20 protein-coding genes are annotated in these 17707 nt (G+C 62.8%); 6 read left to right on the top strand and 14 right to left on the bottom strand.

Annotated features, from left to right (window positions below; all coding sequences use genetic code 11):
• Positions 1-140 precede the first annotated feature (140 nt).
• Positions 141-992, bottom strand: coding sequence for a formyltetrahydrofolate deformylase (gene purU, locus JNA92_RS11495; RefSeq protein ID WP_241804771.1), 852 nt, complete (start codon positions 990-992; stop codon positions 141-143).
• A 297-nt stretch (positions 993-1289) separates the two neighbouring features.
• Between purU and mvaT the strand changes: the two genes are divergently transcribed.
• Positions 1290-1667: a histone-like nucleoid-structuring protein MvaT gene (gene mvaT, locus JNA92_RS11490; protein WP_012312927.1), complete on the top strand. Its 378-nt coding sequence runs from the start codon at positions 1290-1292 to the stop codon at positions 1665-1667.
• An 80-nt stretch (positions 1668-1747) separates the two neighbouring features.
• On the opposite strand, the gene sbcB is transcribed toward mvaT, so the two are convergent.
• From sbcB to JNA92_RS11475, 3 genes are all read right to left on the bottom strand, one after another.
• Positions 1748-3184 (bottom strand): exodeoxyribonuclease I, encoded by a 1437-nt coding sequence (gene sbcB / locus JNA92_RS11485; protein ID WP_241804770.1) that lies wholly within the window; start codon positions 3182-3184, stop codon positions 1748-1750.
• Between the two features lie 46 nt (positions 3185-3230).
• The gene (locus JNA92_RS11480) at positions 3231-3590 is read right to left on the bottom strand and encodes a PilZ domain-containing protein (RefSeq protein ID WP_241804929.1); all 360 of its coding nucleotides are present in this window, start codon (positions 3588-3590) and stop codon (positions 3231-3233) included.
• Positions 3591-3713: 123 nt separating this feature from the next.
• Positions 3714-4100 (bottom strand): tetratricopeptide repeat protein, encoded by a 387-nt coding sequence (locus tag JNA92_RS11475; protein ID WP_241804769.1) that lies wholly within the window; start codon positions 4098-4100, stop codon positions 3714-3716.
• 171 nt (positions 4101-4271) lie between these two features.
• Here JNA92_RS11475 and pyk point away from each other — a divergent pair, with 171 nt between their 5' ends.
• Positions 4272-5726, top strand: coding sequence for a pyruvate kinase (pyk, locus tag JNA92_RS11470; RefSeq protein ID WP_039604343.1), 1455 nt, complete (start codon positions 4272-4274; stop codon positions 5724-5726).
• A gap of 96 nt (positions 5727-5822) precedes the next feature.
• On the opposite strand, the gene JNA92_RS11465 is transcribed toward pyk, so the two are convergent.
• A complete protein-coding gene (locus tag JNA92_RS11465) occupies positions 5823-6743 on the bottom strand; it encodes an iron-sulfur-binding ferredoxin reductase (protein ID WP_241804928.1) in 921 nt (306 codons plus the stop codon).
• Between the two features lie 249 nt (positions 6744-6992).
• On the opposite strand from JNA92_RS11465, the gene JNA92_RS11460 reads away from it, so the two are divergent.
• Positions 6993-8516, top strand: coding sequence for a fumarate hydratase (locus JNA92_RS11460; protein WP_016488901.1), 1524 nt, complete (start codon positions 6993-6995; stop codon positions 8514-8516).
• A 30-nt stretch (positions 8517-8546) separates the two neighbouring features.
• Here JNA92_RS11460 and JNA92_RS11455 read toward each other — a convergent pair whose 3' ends face one another.
• Both JNA92_RS11455 and JNA92_RS11450 read right to left on the bottom strand, forming a co-directional pair.
• Complete coding sequence (locus JNA92_RS11455) at positions 8547-9419, bottom strand: carbon-nitrogen hydrolase family protein (protein ID WP_241804768.1); 873 nt, start codon at positions 9417-9419, stop codon at positions 8547-8549.
• Positions 9416-10006: a GNAT family N-acetyltransferase gene (locus JNA92_RS11450; protein ID WP_241804767.1), complete on the bottom strand. Its 591-nt coding sequence runs from the start codon at positions 10004-10006 to the stop codon at positions 9416-9418. Before JNA92_RS11450 ends, JNA92_RS11455 begins: the two co-directional genes overlap by 4 nt.
• 115 nt (positions 10007-10121) lie before the next feature.
• On the opposite strand from JNA92_RS11450, the gene JNA92_RS11445 reads away from it, so the two are divergent.
• Positions 10122-10520, top strand: a complete 399-nt coding sequence (locus tag JNA92_RS11445) for a nuclear transport factor 2 family protein (protein ID WP_241804766.1) — start codon at positions 10122-10124, stop codon at positions 10518-10520.
• Positions 10521-10556: 36 nt separating this feature from the next.
• On the opposite strand, the gene JNA92_RS11440 is transcribed toward JNA92_RS11445, so the two are convergent.
• From JNA92_RS11440 to JNA92_RS11415, 6 genes are all read right to left on the bottom strand, one after another.
• Complete coding sequence (locus tag JNA92_RS11440) at positions 10557-11135, bottom strand: DJ-1/PfpI family protein (protein WP_241804765.1); 579 nt, start codon at positions 11133-11135, stop codon at positions 10557-10559.
• A 51-nt stretch (positions 11136-11186) separates the two neighbouring features.
• Positions 11187-12344, bottom strand: coding sequence for a phospholipase D-like domain-containing protein (locus tag JNA92_RS11435; protein WP_241804764.1), 1158 nt, complete (start codon positions 12342-12344; stop codon positions 11187-11189).
• A 1-nt stretch (position 12345) separates the two neighbouring features.
• Positions 12346-12927 (bottom strand): YceI family protein, encoded by a 582-nt coding sequence (locus JNA92_RS11430; RefSeq protein WP_241804763.1) that lies wholly within the window; start codon positions 12925-12927, stop codon positions 12346-12348.
• 44 nt (positions 12928-12971) lie between these two features.
• Positions 12972-13268, bottom strand: a complete 297-nt coding sequence (locus tag JNA92_RS11425; RefSeq protein WP_241804762.1) for an amidase — start codon at positions 13266-13268, stop codon at positions 12972-12974.
• Positions 13265-14347: a serine hydrolase domain-containing protein gene (locus tag JNA92_RS11420; RefSeq protein ID WP_241804761.1), complete on the bottom strand. Its 1083-nt coding sequence runs from the start codon at positions 14345-14347 to the stop codon at positions 13265-13267. The genes JNA92_RS11425 and JNA92_RS11420 overlap by 4 nt, the downstream gene beginning before the upstream one ends.
• Positions 14348-14410: 63 nt before the next feature.
• Positions 14411-15298: an acyl-CoA dehydrogenase family protein gene (locus JNA92_RS11415; protein WP_241804760.1), complete on the bottom strand. Its 888-nt coding sequence runs from the start codon at positions 15296-15298 to the stop codon at positions 14411-14413.
• 148 nt (positions 15299-15446) lie between these two features.
• Here JNA92_RS11415 and olsB point away from each other — a divergent pair, with 148 nt between their 5' ends.
• Both olsB and JNA92_RS11405 read left to right on the top strand, forming a co-directional pair.
• Entirely contained in the window at positions 15447-16202 is a 756-nt protein-coding gene (gene olsB / locus JNA92_RS11410; protein ID WP_241804759.1) for an L-ornithine N(alpha)-acyltransferase, read from the top strand.
• The gene (locus JNA92_RS11405; protein ID WP_241804758.1) at positions 16202-16990 is read left to right on the top strand and encodes a lysophospholipid acyltransferase family protein; all 789 of its coding nucleotides are present in this window, start codon (positions 16202-16204) and stop codon (positions 16988-16990) included. The genes olsB and JNA92_RS11405 overlap by 1 nt, the downstream gene beginning before the upstream one ends.
• Positions 16991-17011: 21 nt before the next feature.
• Here the strand turns inward: JNA92_RS11405 and JNA92_RS11400 are convergent, their stop codons facing one another.
• Positions 17012-17593 carry an ACP phosphodiesterase gene (locus JNA92_RS11400; protein WP_241804757.1) on the bottom strand — a complete coding sequence of 194 codons (582 nt, stop codon included), beginning with the start codon at positions 17591-17593 and terminating at the stop codon, positions 17012-17014.
• Positions 17594-17707 lie beyond the last annotated feature (114 nt).

The raw sequence follows: 17707 nt of genomic DNA, 5'->3' as shown, positions 1-17707 counted from the left end.
CGCTCAGGGCGTCGGGGTCGTAGCGAGAAAGGCAGCCTTCCCCGAGGGTAGGCGGTGCTGATGCGGTGGGTTTGTTGCGTGAGCCTGTCATGTTTCACCCCCTGCATGGCTGGGGCTGCAGTGCAGCCCCAAAGCCCGTATCAGTCGAACACCACAGTCTTGTTGCCGTGCACCAGCACGCGGTCTTCCAAGTGATAGCGCAGGCCACGGGCAAGCACCATCTTCTCCACATCGCGGCCGAAGCGGACCATGTCCTCGATGCTGTCGGCATGGCTCACACGCACCACGTCCTGCTCGATGATCGGGCCTGCGTCCAGTTCTTCGGTCACGTAGTGGCAAGTAGCACCGATCAGCTTCACCCCACGCAGGGCGGCCTGGTGGTAAGGCTTGGCACCGACGAACGACGGCAGGAAGCTGTGGTGGATGTTGATGACTTTTTCGGCGTAATCCTGGCACAACTGCGGTGGCAGGATTTGCATGTACCGCGCCAGCACAACCACATCGGCCGCATGTTCCTGGACCAGGCGCGACACTTCAGCGAACGCAGGCGCCTTGTCTTTCGGGTCGACGGGTACATGGAAGAACGGGATGCCGTGCCACTCGACCATGCTGCGCAGGTCGTTGTGGTTGGAGATCACGCAGGGGATCTCGCAATCGAGTTCATCCGTGTGCCAGCGATGCAGCAGATCAGCCAGGCAGTGGGATTCACGGCTCGCCATCAACACCACACGCTTTTTCTGAGCCGAATCCGTAATGCGCCAGGTCATGGAAAACTCTTCGGCTATCGGCGAAAAGGCTTCGCGGAAGGCCTCGATACCGAATGGCAGCGATTCGGCGCGGATTTCATGGCGCATGAAGAACCAGCCACTCTGCTCATCGGAGTGGTGGCTCGCTTCGTTGATCCAGCCATTGTACAAAGCCAGGAAATTACTGACTTTCGCCACGATACCAACACGGTCGGGGCAAGCGATCACCAGACGATAGGTGCGCATGAATAAGACTCCAGAACTTCGCAAAGGCGCTCATTCTAGCGGCCCGCCCGGAAAAACGCAGTAATCATTGCACCCCGCCATCGCCCCTTGCGCGCCTAGACGCGGGCCGTGGCACGCAGCAACAGCCAGGCGAAACATGACGAGTTACGCGGGCTAATGTAAATATTTTTTTAACCTTGAGATATTTTGTCACAGCCCACATAAACAGTTGATGAACTGATTAATAGGTTTACTTGAGAGTATCGCCTGTCTATTATTGCTCCACACATTTCCCGAACACGCATTAAGGAACACTCCATGTCCCTGATCAACGAATACCGCGCCACCGAAGAAGCCATCAAAGAACTTCAAGCCCGCCTGGCCAACCTGTCGCAGGATGACAAGCTGAAGAAAGAACTGGAGTTCGAAGGCAAACTGCGCACGCTGATGGGCGAATACTCCAAATCGCTGCGCGACGTCATTGCCCTGCTCGACCCAGAATCGAAGCTGAGCAAAGGCCCACGTGGCGCAGTCAAGACCACCGCCACCAAACGTGCGCGCAAGGTCAAGCAATACAAAAACCCGCACAACGGTGAAGTGATCGAAACCAAAGGCGGCAACCACAAAACCCTGAAAGAGTGGAAAGCCAAATGGGGTGGCGATGTGGTTGAAAGCTGGGCGACCCTGCTGGACTGATTGTCCGCTCGATCGCTGTACTGCTTAAAACAAAAACGCCGGCACAATGCCGGCGTTTTTGTTTGCGTGTACAAAACCACTCAAAAAGGAATGGCAAATTGCTCTGCCAGTTGACGGGCATGCGCCTGCCAGGCGTCCAGCACCTGGCGCCCCGGCTCGTCCGCCTTGGCCCAGGCGCTTTGCCGCGCCTGCTCGAAGTCGCCCAGCGTGTTCGGTGCTCCCCAGTGTGGGTCGCTCAATCGCTGCTGACAGAAACCATACCAGCGCTGCCGCTCTTCGCTATTCAAGGTGTCCGGGAAGTTACGCGCCCGGTACCGGAACAACAACTCAGGCAGGCGCGGGTCATCGAACATCCAGTGGCCTTGCCCCAACTGTGAAGGGTCCAGCGTTCTTACTTGTTCACACAGCCGGCGGTCGCGGTCGCCGAGAAACCCTTCATACAATTGCTGCTCGGGATCTTCACTCGGAGCAAAGTCGTCCTTGCCGTAAATATGTTCCAGCTTGTGTTGCCAGGCGTTCTGCTGATTGGCCAACTCTTCAGCGCGAGCGTGTACGAGCGCCAGATCGATCCCGAGCCGTTGCTGATCGGCCGCGCGCAATACCGAAAGCGGCGCCACTACCGGGCAGCGATTGATCTGCACCAACTTCAGCGGTATGGGTAATTGCCCATCAGACAATTCCTCACGACGCGTGTACAAGCGCTCACGAATTACCTCGGCACTTTCCCTTAATAAGGGTAGGGTTTCACTTTGCAGGTCGCACACAATCAGCGCGTTGCGATTACGTGGGTGCCAGGCCAACGGCAAGACCACCCCAAGATAATTGCGCGCCGCCGAGAAGCGCCCCGATATATGCACCAAGGGCTGCAGCAGACGGATTTGCTCCATCACTTTGTGCTTGCTGCGCAATTGGAACAGCCACTCATACAACTTAGGCTGCTTGTCGCGGATCAAGCGCGCCAGCGCGATGGTAGCCCGCACGTCGGAAAGTGCCTCGTGGGCATGCCCATGATCGATGCCGTTGGCCTTGCTGAGCAATTCAAGGCGCAAGCTGACGCGCCCGTCCTGTTGCGGCCAGACGATGCCCTCAGGGCGCAGGGCGTAAGCAGTGCGGACCACATCGATCAAGTCCCAGCGGCTATTGCCGCCCTGCCACTCCCGGGCATACGGGTCGAAGAAATTGCGGTACAGGCTGTAGCGGGTAACCTCGTCGTCGAAGCGCAACGTGTTGTAACCCGCGCCGCAGGTCCCCGGCTGGGCCAGTTGCGCGTGCACCCGCGTCATGAACTCGGCTTCGCTCAGGCCCTGGTTGGCCAGCTGCTGCGGGGTGATGCCTGTCACCAGGCAAGCCGCCGGGTGCGGCAGGATATCGTCGCTGGGGCGGCAATAAAGACTTATCGGCTCGTCGATTTCATTGAGCTCGAAGTCGGTGCGCACACCGGCCACCTGCAACGGCCTGTCGCAGCGCGGATTGATACCGGTGGTTTCGTAGTCGTGCCAGAAAATGCTGGAGGTCACGGGGTCGTCCTGATCGAAGGTCGCCCCGATTCTAGCGGACATGGCCTCAGACGGAAGCGTTGGCCGGATGGAAACTGAAATAGTCGCGCAACGAGCGCACGAACTCGTCGTACTCGCGTGGTGCCTGCAACAGCATGAAGCCCGAATCGTAATGGCCAGGCGTCTGGTCCTCACGGCACCACAGGCAACTGGCGGTCAGGTTGATGAACTGAAAGCCGCCACCGGGCAGCGGCAGGCGCAATTGCAATTCGAAATCCGGGCCCACCAGCACCGGTAACTGGCTGATCAACATCAAGCCATCTTCCGAGGCATTGCCCAACTGCCCGATCGGCTGATCGGTCACGCGATTGAAGACCATCAGTACGCAAGGTAACTGATGGCGCTCGATATGACGCTGGTTGAACATGGTCACAATTGCAGTCCGTACCCGATGCCAGGAATACGAGGTACTGGCGGTTGTTGTAACAACTGAGTTACAGGTTAGCGCAGCGCGCGCGGCAAATCCCGTGAAATAAACGACACCTTGGTGTTAACGCCAAGGAGAGGTACTCACCGGGTTGGCCATCGCAGCCTCGCCAGCGCGGTAGTGGCCCAGCTTCTCCAGGGTTTGCAGCCGCGCCTTGGCCCGGTAGGCATACTCGTTGCGTGGATACTGCTGAATCAGGTACTCGTAGGTTTGTGCAGCGTCCACGTAAAGCTTCTGGCGCTCCAGGCACTGGCCACGCAGCAACGAAACTTCCGGATGAATGAACGGCCGCGCGCGGCTGGTACGGTCGACCTGTGACAGCTCGAGCATCACCCGTTGGCAATCGCCACGGTCGTACGCACGATAGGCGTTGTTCAGGTGGTGGTCCATGGACCAGCGGGTACAGCCGACGGCGCTGGCCGCCAGGGCGAAAACGATCAGGGCTCGCATGGGGATCTCCTTTAATAAAGAGTATATCGGCGTGCCGGTATATTTCTTCAGCTTGCCACGTGCGGCTTGCAGCTGCCCTATCGTACCCGCCTTCAGGTAGTGCAACGGAACAATGACTACAGGGCGATTCAGGAGTAGCCTTTCGCTGCGCTTCACTATAGGAGTCTGTGCATGACCATCCGCCGTACCAAAATCGTCGCCACCCTCGGCCCCGCCAGCAACTCGCCGCAAGTGATCGAACAGCTGATCCTCGCCGGCCTGGACGTGGCACGTCTGAACTTTTCCCACGGCACCCCGGACGAGCACAAGGCGCGCGCCCGCCTGATCCGTGAGATCGCTGCCAAGAACGGCCGCCATGTCGCATTGCTGGGCGATCTGCAGGGTCCGAAGATCCGCATCGCCAAGTTCAGCAACAAGCGCATCGAACTGAAGATCGGTGACAAGTTCACCTTCTCCACCGCCCATCCGCTGACCGAAGGCAACCAGGACATCGTCGGTATCGACTATCCCGACCTGGTCAAGGACTGCGGCGTTGGTGACGAACTGTTGCTCGACGACGGCCGTGTGGTCATGCGCGTCGAGACCGCTACCGCTGATGCACTGCACTGCGTGGTGATCATCGGTGGCCCGCTGTCGGACCACAAAGGCATCAACCGCAAAGGTGGCGGCCTGACCGCACCAGCCCTGACCGAAAAAGACAAGGCCGACATCAAGCTGGCCGCGGAAATGGACCTGGACTACCTCGCCGTATCCTTCCCGCGTGACGCCAGCGACATGGAATATGCCCGCAAGCTGCGCGACGAGTCCGGCGGCAGCGCCTGGCTGGTGGCGAAGATCGAGCGTGCCGAAGCCGTTGCCGACGACGAAACCCTCGACAAGCTGATCGCTGCCTCCGATGCCGTGATGGTTGCCCGTGGCGACCTGGGCGTGGAAATCGGTGACGCCGAGCTGATCGCCATCCAGAAGAAGATCATCCAGCACGCTCGCCGCAACAACAAGGCGGTGATCGTGGCGACCCAGATGATGGAGTCGATGATCCAGAACCCGATGCCGACCCGCGCCGAAGTTTCCGACGTGGCCAACGCCGTGCTGGACAACACCGATGCGGTGATGCTGTCGGCCGAAAGCGCCGCCGGTTCCTACCCGATCGAAGCGGTCCAGGCCATGGCGCGCATCTGTCTGGGCGCTGAAAAGCATCCGACCAGCCAGAAATCCAGCCACCGTTTGCACACCACCTTCGAGCGCTGCGACGAGAGCATCGCCCTGGCGGCCATGTACACCGCCAACCACTTCCCCGGTGTCAAGGCGATCATCGCCCTCACCGAAAGTGGCTACACCCCGCTGATCATGTCGCGCCTGCGCTCGCATGTGCCGATCTACGCACTGTCGCCGCACCGCGCTACCCAAGCGCGCGCGTCGATGTTCCGCGGCGTCTACCCGATCGCGTTCGACCCGGCTTCGCTGCCGGCCGACAAGGTCAGCCAGGCGGCGGTCGACGAACTGCTCAAGCGTGGCCTGGTGGCGCAAGGCGACTGGGTGATCCTGACCAAGGGCGACAGCTACCACACCATCGGTGGTACCAACGGCATGAAGATCCTGCATGTCGGTGATCCGCTGGTCGGCTGATCGGTCTTGACCGGGGCCGCGCTGCGGCCCATCGCTGCGGTTCATCGCCACGACGCGCCGCAGCGATCAGGCCGGCTCGATCACTGCACAGCGCCGTCAGGCATGCGCGACGAACACGTCGGCAAATACCTGATTCCTCGGTACCCCCGCAATGAACAGCCGCCTCGCGAACCGCTCCACACTGGCCGGCGAGCCACACAGCAACGCAATGGTCTGGCGCGATGATGGCCGCAGTGTCGCCAGCGCTGCATCCAGCTGCCCTGCCAGTACCCGCTCGACAGTCACGCCCTCGATCTGCATCAACGGCTCAGCCAGATAATGCCCTGCGTCATCATGGGCCACATGCATCACCCTGATCTCTCCCCGATGCCCCTGGCGCACCGCCTCGCGCAAGATGCCCCACAAGGGCGCAAGCCCAGTACCTGCCGCCAGCAGCCATAGCGCCTGCCCCTGCCAGTCCAGATCGTAATGCAGCGCCCCACCGCGCAGCTCTCCCAAGCGCAACGTATCGCCGACCTGCAAACCACGGGCCTTGTCGCAAAACGCGCCCGGGTGCCGGCAGTCGATATGAAACTCCAGGTACGCGTCTTCGCCCGGCAGGCTTGCCAGGGAATAGGGCCGGGCCACCGGGCCGTTCCACAGCACCACATGTTGCCCCGCCTGATAACGCAATGCGCGCTCCGGCCTCAGGCGCAAGCGCAGCACATCACCCAACCAGTCCAGCGCACAGACCTGTGCAGGGATGCCGTCCAGCAGGGGGTCGAACACCGCCACGCGCAGGTCATCAGTCACCCGGCACTGGCATGCCAGTCGCCAGCCCTGAGCGTGTTTTTCCAGCGCCAAGGCCTCTGGCAGTGCATCGGCGGGTTGCCCTTCCAGGCAATGCACCAGGCAGGCATGACAGCTACCGGCACGGCAGCTGTAGGGCACGTTCAGCCCCGCATCGTTCAGGGCATCGAGCAGATTGCTGCCGGTGGGCACCGTCCAGCGGCGCTCGCCCACACAGAGTTCAGGCATGGTCATCACTTCTCCGGCTATACATCGCCACTCTAAGGCAAGCCGGCATCGGCAGCAAAAAGGATGCCCGCCGCCTGCCGACCATGGTCCAGACCACGCGCAGGTGTTTCGCAGGCACAGGCGCGCTATACTGCCGCGCCTTTTTGCGTCGGCCTGACCTGTCGACGCCTTGCCAGGCGTTTCGACACGCAGGTGTGCAGTGTCGGAAGGCCTTTACGAATGTTCCCGTCTTTAAGAGGAGCGCGCTGCATGACCGTGATCAAGCAAGACGACCTGATTCAGAGCGTCGCCGACGCCCTGCAATTCATTTCGTACTACCACCCCGTCGATTTCATCCAGGCGATGCACGAGGCCTACCTGCGTGAAGAGTCGCCTGCCGCGCGCGACTCCATCGCCCAGATCCTGATCAACTCGCGCATGTGCGCCACCGGCCACCGCCCGATCTGTCAGGATACAGGTATCGTCACCGTATTCGTGCGCGTCGGCATGGACGTGCGCTGGGACGGCGCCACCCTGAGCGTCGACGACATGATCAACGAAGGTGTGCGTCGCGCCTACAACCTGCCTGAAAACGTCCTGCGCGCTTCGATCCTGGCCGACCCGGCCGGTGCCCGCAAGAACACCAAGGACAACACGCCAGCCGTCATCCACTACTCGATCGTCCCAGGCGACAAGGTCGAAGTCGATGTGGCAGCCAAAGGCGGCGGCTCGGAAAACAAGTCGAAGATGGCCATGCTCAACCCGTCCGACTCGATCGTCGACTGGGTTCTGAAGACCGTTCCGACCATGGGTGCCGGCTGGTGCCCGCCGGGCATGCTCGGCATCGGCATCGGCGGTACCGCCGAAAAAGCTGCGGTCATGGCCAAGGAAGTGTTGATGGAGTCCATCGACATCCATGAACTCAAAGCCCGTGGCCCGCAGAACCGCCTCGAAGAAATCCGCCTGGAGCTGTTCGAGAAGGTCAACCAGCTGGGTATCGGCGCCCAAGGTCTGGGCGGCCTGACCACCGTGCTCGACGTCAAGATCATGGACTACCCGACCCACGCCGCATCGCTGCCGGTGTGCATGATCCCCAACTGCGCCGCCACCCGTCACGCGCACTTCGTGCTCGACGGCTCCGGCCCGGCCGAGCTGGAAGCCCCGTCGCTGGACGCCTACCCGGAAATCGTCTGGGAAGCAGGCCCGAGCGCCCGCCGCGTCAACCTCGACGACATCACCCCGGAAGAAGTCGCCAGCTGGAAACCGGGCGAGACCATCCTGCTCAACGGCAAGATGCTCACCGGCCGCGATGCCGCGCACAAGCGCATGGTCGAGATGCTCAACCGTGGCGAAGCGCTGCCGGTTGACCTCAAAGGCCGCTTCATCTACTACGTCGGCCCGGTCGACCCGGTCGGTGACGAAGTGGTAGGCCCGGCTGGCCCGACCACCGCCACCCGGATGGACAAGTTCACCCGGCAGATCCTTGAGCAAACCGGCCTGCTGGGCATGATCGGCAAGTCCGAGCGTGGCCCGACCGCCATCGAAGCGATCAAGGACAACAAGGCCGTTTACCTGATGGCCGTCGGCGGCGCCGCCTACCTGGTGGCCCAGGCGATTCGCAAGTCCAAGGTGCTGGCCTTCGCCGAACTGGGCATGGAAGCGATCTACGAGTTCGAAGTCAAAGACATGCCGGTCACCGTCGCGGTGGACAGCAACGGTGAGTCGGTGCACATCACCGGCCCTGCGCTGTGGCAGAGCAAGATCGCCGAAAGCCTGGCGGTCGAAGTCAAGTAATCGGTATCGGGGCCGCGTCGCGGCCCCGATTCACGCAATACGCTCGAACTGCTCTGGCCAATCGCGCCGGGTAAAGACCTGCCCCTGCTCCCTCACCCGCCGGACCGCTCCCAGGTCCACATCGCATACCAGCCATTGGCTGCCTACGGGGCTCAGCGTTTCGCTTTCACCCACCACCCCATTGCTCGGCATGCCATGATCCGGCGGCACGAACAACCCCGCACGCCCAACGTTCTCATCCAGCGCCGGTGACCACGGTGCCGAGCCCACAGTCGGGCTCTGCAACAGCGCTATCTGGTTTTCCAGCGCCCGCGCCTGAATACCGATGCGCACGCGGTGGTAGCCCGCTTCGGTGTCGGTACAACTGGGCGCCAGAATCAGGTCGGCCCCCGCTTCGGCCAAGTGCCGCGCCAGCAGCGGGAACTCATTGTCATAGCAGATCAGGATGCCCAGGCGGCCGAGGCGCGTATCGAATACCCGCAGCCCCTGGCCCGCGCTAATGCCCCAGTGTTCTCGCTCGAAACGGGTCATCATGAGTTTGTCCTGATGCCCAAGCATACCTTCCGGCCCGAACAGCCAAGCCCGGTTGCGATAGTGCCCATCGTTGTCCAGCACCGGCAGGCTGCCCGGCTGCAGGTACACCCCCAAGCGCCGGGCGATGCCTTCGCACAGCGCCAACCAGGGTTTGACCAACGGCTGAACACCGGCGATGGAGGCTTTCAGGTCGCCGCGCTGGTCGGCAGGCAACTGGCCGCTGAGCACCATGCCGGCGTATTCAGGCAACAGCAGCAATTGAGCGCCCGCCGCCACCGCCTCGGCGCATACGCGTTGCAGGTGCTCGGCGTAAGCACTCCAGGATTCATGCAACTCGATGGCGTACTGGCAGGCCGCCACACGGATCATATCGGTAATTCCTTGAGCCAGAACGACATGATCTTGTCGCTGCTTTCCTGCTCGTCCAGGTCGCGCCAGGCGTAATGCGTGCGCAGGGACGGGTCATGCAGGAAGCCCCGGTTTCGCCAAAAACCGTGCAATGACTTGTAGTTGGCAGGCCGCCTTGGGTGCACGCCAGGGCGCTCGACGGTGCAGAAGGCGCAGCAATCGAACTCGGCCAGCTTGTGCGCATAAGACTCGCGCTCGATGAAGAAGCGCACGCCCAGGCCTTGGCCACGGTATTGGGGCAGTACCACCGATTCGCCAAAGTAGTACACGCTGGCCGGGTCGCGACCCTGCGCCAGAAATGGCTGCTGAAACTGGGGCGCAACGTCCACCAGCGGCACGCCGGTCGAGGCGCCCACCACCTGGCCATTGTCCAGGGCCAGCACTACCAGGCTGCGGCCGGAACGCGCATAGGCTGCCAGGTACTCGGCTTCATACTCCAGCGTACCGTCATAGAGATAGGGGAACTCGCGGAAAACGGTCAGGCGCAGACGAGCGAGGTCATCGATGTAAGGCGCGATAGCGGCGCCGTGCAACAGGCGTATTTCCATGCTTGGCGGTCGTTTTGTCGATGTGGATGACGCGCTCGGCTAAGCCGGGCTTGAGGGGAAACCCTATCATCCGAACCAAGGCTGCACCTTTCCCCTACACGACAGGAACTGTTCCATGACCGCTACCGAACTGGTAAATGCCTACTACGCGGCGTTCAATGCCGGCGACATGCCTGCCTTCCTTGCCTTGCTCAGCGAAGACGTGATTCACGACATCAACCAGGGCGAGCGGCAAATGGGCAAGGCCAGGTTTGCCGCGTTCATGGACAAGATGAACCGCTGCTACCGCGAGCGCCTGGCCGATATCGTGGTGATGCAAAATGCCGACGGCAGCCGCGCGGCGGCCGAGTTCACCGTACATGGCGAGTACCTGGCCGATGATGAGGGATTGCCTGCGGCCAAGGGGCAGACCTACGTGCTACCGGCAGGCGCCTTCTTCTACATTCACTGCGGGAAGATTGCCCGGGTAAGCAACTACTACAACCTCAATGACTGGGTTGAGCAGGTGGGTTGAACCCAGCAGCGCCGGCAAGCCGGCGACCAGGCCGGCTCAGCTGATGCGCGTTCCCAGCACCTTGAGGAAGGCCGCAAGCCATGCCGGGTGCGCCGGCCACGCTGGCGCTGTCACCAGGTTGCCATCCACGTGCGCCTGGTCCACTGCGATATCGATGAACGTGCCCCCTGCCAGGCGCACCTCCGGCGCACAGGCCGGATACGCACTGCACTCACGCCCTTCGAGCACGCCAGCCGCCGCCAGCAACTGCGCCCCATGGCAAACCGCCGCAATCGGCTTGCTGGCCTGGTCGAACGCCTTGACCAGCGCCAGCACGCGCTCATCCAGGCGCAGATACTCAGGGGCACGCCCACCGGGGATCAGCAAGGCATCGTAGCTTTCGGCACGGACCTGGACGAAATCATGATTGAGGGCAAAGTTGTGGCCAGGCTTCTCGCTGTAGGTCTGCTCGCCTTCGAAATCGTGGATCGCCGTGCGCACCGTCTGCCCCGCGATTTTCTCCGGGCACACCGCATGCACCGTGTGGCCCACCATGCTCAAGGCCTGAAAAGGCACCATCGCCTCGTAGTCCTCGACGTAGTCGCCCACCAGCATGAGAATCTTCTTCGCAGTCATCGCCATCCACTCCTTCGGTAGTTTGGGAAGCAACCTGCACGATAGTCTGCTTCAGTTACGACGGTCGAGCAGGTTGACCACCAGCCGGTCCATCCAGCCCCATATCCGTTGCTTCAAACGACGCCACAGTGGCCGGGCATGCCAGTGGTCAAGGTCGACTTCGTGACTGAGGGCGAAATCGCGTTCGAAGCTGGCGACCACGGCGGCCGTCAGCGGCGGGTCCAAGGCCTCGAGGTTGGCCTCCAGGTTGAAGCGCAGGTTCCAGTGATCGAAGTTGCACGAGCCGACGCTGACCCAATCATCCACCAGCGCCATCTTCAGGTGCAGGAAGCACGGCTGGTATTCATAGATACGTACCCCCGCGCGCAATAAACGAGGGTAGTAACGATGGCCGGCGTAGCGGACCGAGGGGTGATCGGTCCGCGGGCCGGTGAGCAGCAGGCGCACATCGACGCCCTTGCCTGCCGCCCGGCGCAGCGAACGGCGCACGCTCCAGGTTGGCAGAAAATAAGGTGTGGCCAGCCAGACTCGCTGCTTGCCGCTGTTGAGCGCACGCACCAGCGAATGCAGGATGTCACGGTGCTGGCGGGCGTCGGCATAGGCCACGCGGCCCATGCCCGGGCCATGCACCGGCACCTTGGGCAGGCGCGGCAGGCCGAAGCCCTCAGCGGGGCGCCAGGCAGTACGGCGGTGGTTGGCCTGCCACTGGCGGTCGAACAGTAGCTGCCAATCGCTGACCACCGGGCCGTGCATCTGTACCATCACCTCATGCCACTCGCTGGTCGCTTCGCCCGGCGTCCAGAACTCATCGGTGACACCGGTACCCCCTACCACCGCCAGGCGCTCGTCGACCAGCAGCAGCTTGCGATGGTCGCGATACAGGTTGCGCAGGCCGCGGCGCCAGCGCAGGCGGTTGTACCAGCGCAGGTACACACCGGCATCGAGCAGGCGTTGGCGCAAAGCCGAATTGAACGCCAGCGAGCCGTAGTCATCGAACAGGCACCGCACGCGTACCCCACGCCGGGCGGCCTGCTCCAGTGCATCGACCACTGCTTCGGCGCACGCACCGGCCTCGACCAGATACAACTCAAGATCGACCTGGGCTTGCGCATCCACGATCGCCTGAAGCATGCGTGGAAAGAATTCGGGGCCGTCGATCAGCAGTTCGAACTGGTTGCCATCACGCCAGGGAAAGACCGGCCCCGGCATGTCAGCGGGCGTTGAAAATCAGCACCGCATTGACCGGTACCGTCGGGTTGATGGATTTGAGCTTGGCGAACTTGCGCAAGGTTTCCAGCCCGGGCAGCAAGCCGAAATCGTGGGCCTGCAAAATCAGTGGCTCAAGGGTCACCACCTGAAAGCGCCGCGCATCGAGGCGGGTTGCCAGCAACAAGGCGTTGTAGCTGTGCGACTGGCCATGCAGCGTAACGGTCAACGGCAGGCGCAGTTCGATCTGCGCGCCATCGGCCAGATCGTTTATCGGCCGCAGGTCGAGCTGGGCCTTGACCGTCGCTTCGGCAAAGCGGCCGACCTCGAACAGATCGTCACGCATACGCTCGTCCCGCAGCGGGATACCACTGCTGACCGAATCCATCTCGATACGCAGCCCGGCGGCGCCCTTGCGGTCGACGGTACCATGCAGCACCAGAAAACGATGGACTTCGGCCGTGTCGCCGTCCTTGCCAGTGACGAATGAAAGGCGTGAGGACTCACCATCGAGGTGCCAATTGGCGTGGGCGGGCAGGCACAGGGCCAGCAACAGGGCGGGTAAAAGACGGGGCAGCTTGAACATGACAGATCTCGTGAAACCAGACCGCCAACCTTACCCGGCCCTTTTCATGGCAGCAAGCGGCAGCCAACCTGCGCGCCCTGCCATGCCGCCTGATTGCGCTGGCCCAGCCCTGCGGCACTGACCAGACGCCGCTGGCTGTCTTCCTCCAGCATGCTCAACGGCAACCACTGCGCTACATAACCCCGGCAATAGTCAGGGTCCAGGCCCATGACGAAACGGCAGGAGCAATACTCCTTGGCCGAATAAGCCGAAAGAATACCCGGGAAATCCGCCAATGCCTGGCGCTCCAGCCAAGCCCAGCCCAGCAAGGCAAGCACCACCAGCCCCAGCAGCCGCTTCATGCCCCCTCCTTGGCCAGCGCTGTCAGCACGCGCCTTAGCAGTTCGTTATGGCTGTAACTGCCATCACGGTCATCAGCGTAGCGGACGATGACCAGCTTGTGGCTCGGCAGTATGTAAAGGGCCTGGCCCCAGTGGCCGAGGGCGGCATAGGTGTCCGCCGGCGCGTCAGGCCAGGGCAAGGTACTGCCCGGCAGTGGCTGGTTGAGCCACCAGTGGCCACCGGGGTTGGCTTCGCCGGGCAGCGGTGTGGCCTGGCTGAACAGGGTACGATTGAAGGCAACCCAGCTTGCCGGCAGCAACTGGCGGCCACCCCAGCGCCCTTCACGCTGCATCAACAGGCCGATGCGTGCCAGGTCGCGGGCACTGAGGTAGAGGTAGGAAGAGCCAACGAAGGTGCCACTGCCATCGCGCTCCCACACGGCGCTGTGAATGCCCAGCGGGGTGAACAGCGCCTGCCAGGGGTAGTCAGGGTAAGCACCGCCCTTGAGCATGCCGCGCAATGCGGCGGCCAGGACATTGCTGTCGCCACTCGAATACAGGAATCGCTGCCCAGGCGCTTCGGCAACGGGCCTTGCAGCGGTATACGCGGCCATGTCATGGCGCCCTCGGGTATAGAGCATTGCCACCACCGAGGATTTCAGCGGTGCGTATTCGTAGTCTTCCTGCCAGGCCAGTCCACTGGCCCAATGCAACAGGTCGGCCATACGCACATCGGGGTGGGCCTGCATGGGCGGGTAATAGCGTGCTGCGGGGTCCTGCAACTGAAAACGCCCCTCGCCCTGGGCCACGCCCAGCACTGTCGCCAGTACGCTCTTGCTCACCGACCAGGTCAGGTGGGCGGTTTTCGCGGTAGTAGGCGCGGCGTACCGCTCGTGCAGGATGCGGCCGTCGCGGATGATCAGCAGGGCGTCGCTGCGAATGCCGCTGCGCCGGGTGGTATCGCGCTCCGGGAAGGCATAGCTATCGACAGCCTGCCAGTCGATGGCCGTGGTGTCGGCTTGCCACTCCGGCAGGGGCCAGTCCTCTGCCCTGGCCGAACCGACCGCCACCGCCAGGATGATCAACCCTGTCTTGAACATAGACGCCTCTTGGGGCCGCAGGGCGACCCGGGTGTCAACGGATCAGGCGATCCTGCCAGGCGTTCATGACAATCCGGCAGCCTCCCAAGCCTTGGCCAGGCGCTTTTCCCGAGCAGCCGTCGCCAGCGCCATGACGCCCTGATCGCGCTGCCACAGCTGCGCCCATTGCGCCGGCCCGGCCGACAGGGCTTCGTCGAGGGACGGCTTCAGTGCCTGAAACTGCGCAAACAAGCCCGCCAGCAATAAATGGCAGCCGACACTGTCGGCGCACTGGCGGCTGGCCTCGGCACAACCCGCCAACAAGCCGATCAGGCGCAACCGCAGCGCCCGTTGCCAGCCGCTTTCCTGCGCTACGCCATACAACCAGGCAACCATCGCCGCCAGCACGTACAGATCTTCCAGTGAACGAAACGGTTTGACGTATGCATCCCAACCATCACCGGCGAGCAACTCGCAGGCAGCCTGGCGCAGTTGCAGGCGCCCGTGGCCGACATCAGGCATCAATGGCAGGGTCGGCAACGCCTCCAGGGTCACCCCTGGCTCACCCGGGTAAACCACCCCCAGGCTCAGGCGCGGTGCTTCCCCCTGCCCCTCGCTGCGCGCCGCCACCAGCAGCCATTCGGCGTCAAGCCCGGCGGTCACGAAGTCCTTGCTGCCGGTCAGGCGCAAGCCCTCCAGGCGCGTCTGCATGTGCGCCGGGCGCACGCTACGCCCCTCGGTGGCGCACAGCGCGCCGAGGGTGGCGGGGGCGCTGGGCCACAGCGCACGCAAGGCGGCCTGGTAGCCAAGCAGAAACGCCAGGCCAGGTGTGGCCATGGCGCGCCCACCCAGCACCGCCAGCTCGAACGGGGCGCACCCGCCGAGGCGTTCGAGCTGCGCGGCATAGAGCTCGCCCAAGGTGTCGGCCAGAGGCTGGCGAAAGGGATCGTTGAGTCGTTGCAACCAGGCCATCGGACGCTCCTCTCATAAGCGCTTGTCAGGGGTGTCACGCAAGCATCACCAAAGGTTCACAGGGGTGACACCGCGCCTACCTAGGCTGACTTTGCACAACAAAGCCGACCGGCCGCAACCCTTCATGGCTGGCTTAGGGAGACTCGCAATGACTCGGACCGCTCGCTCTGGCGACAACAGCACTGAACGCCGTCTGCAAGCCGAACGCCTGGTCGGCGCCGCGGCCCTGCAGGAAGCACAGGCCCTGCGCTACAACGTGTTCAGCGCAGAATTCAAGGCCAGGCTCAAGGGCGCTGAACTGGGCCTGGACATGGATGACTACGACGTACACTGCCAGCACATCGGCGTACGCGACCTGAGCACCGGCGAACTGGTCGCCACCACCCGCCTGCTCGACCATCAGGCCGCCAGCAGCCTGGGGCGTTTCTACAGTGAAGAAGAATTCAGCCTGCACGGCCTGCTGCAACTGCAGGGGCCAATTCTCGAACTGGGCCGCACCTGCGTGGACCCCGGCTACCGCAACGGCGGCACCATCGCCGTGCTCTGGGGCGAGCTGGCCGAAGTGCTCAATGAAGGCCGTTACAGCTACCTGATGGGCTGCGCGAGCATCCCCATGCAGGATGGCGGTGTTCAGGCCCATGCTGTCATGCAACGGCTGCGCGAGCGCTACCTGTGCACCGAACATCTGCGTGCAGAACCGAAGAACCCGCTGCCCACCCTGGCCCTGCCGCACAATGTCATCGCTGAAATGCCGCCGCTGCTGAAGGCCTACATGCGCCTGGGTGCGAAGATCTGCGGTGAACCCTGCTGGGATGAGGACTTCCAGGTTGCCGACGTGTTCATCCTGCTCAAGCGTGATGACCTGTGCCCGCGTTACGCCCGCCACTTCAAGGCAGCGGTCTGATGCCCAAGCTGCGGGTGTTCGCCCGCCTCGCAAGGCTGTTGTTGGTGCTGCTCTTGGGCATGCTCATGGCCAGCGTGATCGCCGTCGGCGAACGCCTGGGCAGCAAAGCCTCCATCGAGCGCCGCCAGCGCTGGACCTGCCTGTTCATGAAGCGCCTGGTCGCGGCCCTGCCCTTCGACGTGCAGGTAATCGGTGAGCTGCCCCAACGGCCGATGTTGTGGGTCAGCAACCACGTGTCCTGGACCGATATCCCACTGCTCGGCATGCTGCTGCCGCTGTCGTTCCTGTCCAAGGCCGAAGTCCGCCACTGGCCAGTGGCGGGCTGGCTGGCGGAGAAAGCCGGCACGTTGTTCATCCGCCGCGGCGGCGGCGACAGCCAGCGCCTGCGTGAACAGATCAGCGCACAACTGGGCGACGCCAGGCCGCTGTTGATCTTCCCCGAAGGCACCACGACCGATGGGCGCCAGGTGCGGACCTTCCACGGGCGTCTGCTGGCAGGGGCCATCGACCAGGGTGTGGCGGTGCAGCCCGTTGCCCTTGCGTACCTGCGCAACGGCGAGGCCGACCTGGTTGCGCCGTTCATTGGTAACGATGACCTGGTGGCCCACCTGTTGCGCCTGTTCGCCGAGCCGCGGGGTAAGGTGTGCATTCACCTGTTGCAGCCGATCAGCAGCGTGAACAAAGAGCGCGCGGCATTGGCATTGCAGGCGCAGCAGGCCATCGAGCGGGCGTTGTTCGGCGTTGGCGAAGTGGAGGTGGCCCTGGGCCGACAGGCTCAGGTGGCTTGATGCTCGATTGGCAGTACAGCGCTAGGTGCCAGCCCTTTGCGCTACGGCAAACGCCTGCAACTGCGGATAGAACTCACGGAAATCCGCCAGCAACGGCTCGTATAACCGCTCAAGCTCAGTCATCACGCCCATCATGCCCTCAGGCCTGGACAAGCGTCGCCCAATGCCGTTGAAGACCTGCTCCAAGGTGGCAAAATCGCCATAGGCCCCCAGCCAATCATCTGCGGCCATCGAGGGCGCAATGCGTGCCAAGCGTTCTGGCAACTCGGGCTCGGCCAGCAACACGCGATAGAACGCACCGGTAAACTGCTCCAGCGGCTGCTCGGCGTAGTCGCCCCAGTGTTGTGCCAGGCAATGGTCGAAGAACACATCCACAATGATCCCGGCATAGCGGCGCCGCTCCCGGGGGAACCGCGCAAGCGCCGCCAACACCAGCGGGTGTTGATCGGTATAGCTGTCGATATGCCGATGCAGACGGATGGCAGCTTCCAGCGTCGGCGCAAAGCGCCCCTCCAGCGAGCCTTTGACGAAATCGCCATACAGGCTGCCAAGCAATTGTTGCGGCGCCGGGCCGCCCAGGTGCAGGTGTGCGAGGTAGTTCATGGGCGCAGTTTAGCACCGTGCACTCATATATCGTTATAACGCGATATAACGATTCGCGCTCAGCTCAGAACGACTTCATATTTCTATATCGCGAAATACCGATTTATATTTCGT

The organism is Pseudomonas putida (assembly GCF_022627325.1).
GTDB lineage: Bacteria > Pseudomonadota > Gammaproteobacteria > Pseudomonadales > Pseudomonadaceae > Aquipseudomonas > Aquipseudomonas putida_X.
This window is presented reverse-complemented; position numbering and strand designations above follow the sequence as displayed.

What these genes read in the sequence shown, in the direction of transcription:
- purU (WP_241804771.1), bottom strand. Translation starts at nt 992, where the DNA reads ATGCGCACCTATCGTCTGGTGATCGCTTGCCCCGACCGTGTTGGTATC.
- mvaT (WP_012312927.1), top strand. Translation starts at nt 1,290, where the DNA reads ATGTCCCTGATCAACGAATACCGCGCCACCGAAGAAGCCATCAAAGAA.
- JNA92_RS11480 (WP_241804929.1), bottom strand. Translation starts at nt 3,590, where the DNA reads ATGTTCAACCAGCGTCATATCGAGCGCCATCAGTTACCTTGCGTACTG.
- JNA92_RS11475 (WP_241804769.1), bottom strand. Translation starts at nt 4,100, where the DNA reads ATGCGAGCCCTGATCGTTTTCGCCCTGGCGGCCAGCGCCGTCGGCTGT.
- pyk (WP_039604343.1), top strand. Translation starts at nt 4,272, where the DNA reads ATGACCATCCGCCGTACCAAAATCGTCGCCACCCTCGGCCCCGCCAGC.
- JNA92_RS11465 (WP_241804928.1), bottom strand. Translation starts at nt 6,743, where the DNA reads ATGCCTGAACTCTGTGTGGGCGAGCGCCGCTGGACGGTGCCCACCGGC.
- JNA92_RS11460 (WP_016488901.1), top strand. Translation starts at nt 6,993, where the DNA reads ATGACCGTGATCAAGCAAGACGACCTGATTCAGAGCGTCGCCGACGCC.
- JNA92_RS11455 (WP_241804768.1), bottom strand. Translation starts at nt 9,419, where the DNA reads ATGATCCGTGTGGCGGCCTGCCAGTACGCCATCGAGTTGCATGAATCC.
- JNA92_RS11450 (WP_241804767.1), bottom strand. Translation starts at nt 10,006, where the DNA reads ATGGAAATACGCCTGTTGCACGGCGCCGCTATCGCGCCTTACATCGAT.
- JNA92_RS11445 (WP_241804766.1), top strand. Translation starts at nt 10,122, where the DNA reads ATGACCGCTACCGAACTGGTAAATGCCTACTACGCGGCGTTCAATGCC.
- JNA92_RS11440 (WP_241804765.1), bottom strand. Translation starts at nt 11,135, where the DNA reads ATGACTGCGAAGAAGATTCTCATGCTGGTGGGCGACTACGTCGAGGAC.
- JNA92_RS11435 (WP_241804764.1), bottom strand. Translation starts at nt 12,344, where the DNA reads ATGCCGGGGCCGGTCTTTCCCTGGCGTGATGGCAACCAGTTCGAACTG.
- JNA92_RS11430 (WP_241804763.1), bottom strand. Translation starts at nt 12,927, where the DNA reads ATGTTCAAGCTGCCCCGTCTTTTACCCGCCCTGTTGCTGGCCCTGTGC.
- JNA92_RS11425 (WP_241804762.1), bottom strand. Translation starts at nt 13,268, where the DNA reads ATGAAGCGGCTGCTGGGGCTGGTGGTGCTTGCCTTGCTGGGCTGGGCT.
- JNA92_RS11420 (WP_241804761.1), bottom strand. Translation starts at nt 14,347, where the DNA reads ATGTTCAAGACAGGGTTGATCATCCTGGCGGTGGCGGTCGGTTCGGCC.
- JNA92_RS11415 (WP_241804760.1), bottom strand. Translation starts at nt 15,298, where the DNA reads ATGGCCTGGTTGCAACGACTCAACGATCCCTTTCGCCAGCCTCTGGCC.
- olsB (WP_241804759.1), top strand. Translation starts at nt 15,447, where the DNA reads ATGACTCGGACCGCTCGCTCTGGCGACAACAGCACTGAACGCCGTCTG.
- JNA92_RS11405 (WP_241804758.1), top strand. Translation starts at nt 16,202, where the DNA reads ATGCCCAAGCTGCGGGTGTTCGCCCGCCTCGCAAGGCTGTTGTTGGTG.
- JNA92_RS11400 (WP_241804757.1), bottom strand. Translation starts at nt 17,593, where the DNA reads ATGAACTACCTCGCACACCTGCACCTGGGCGGCCCGGCGCCGCAACAA.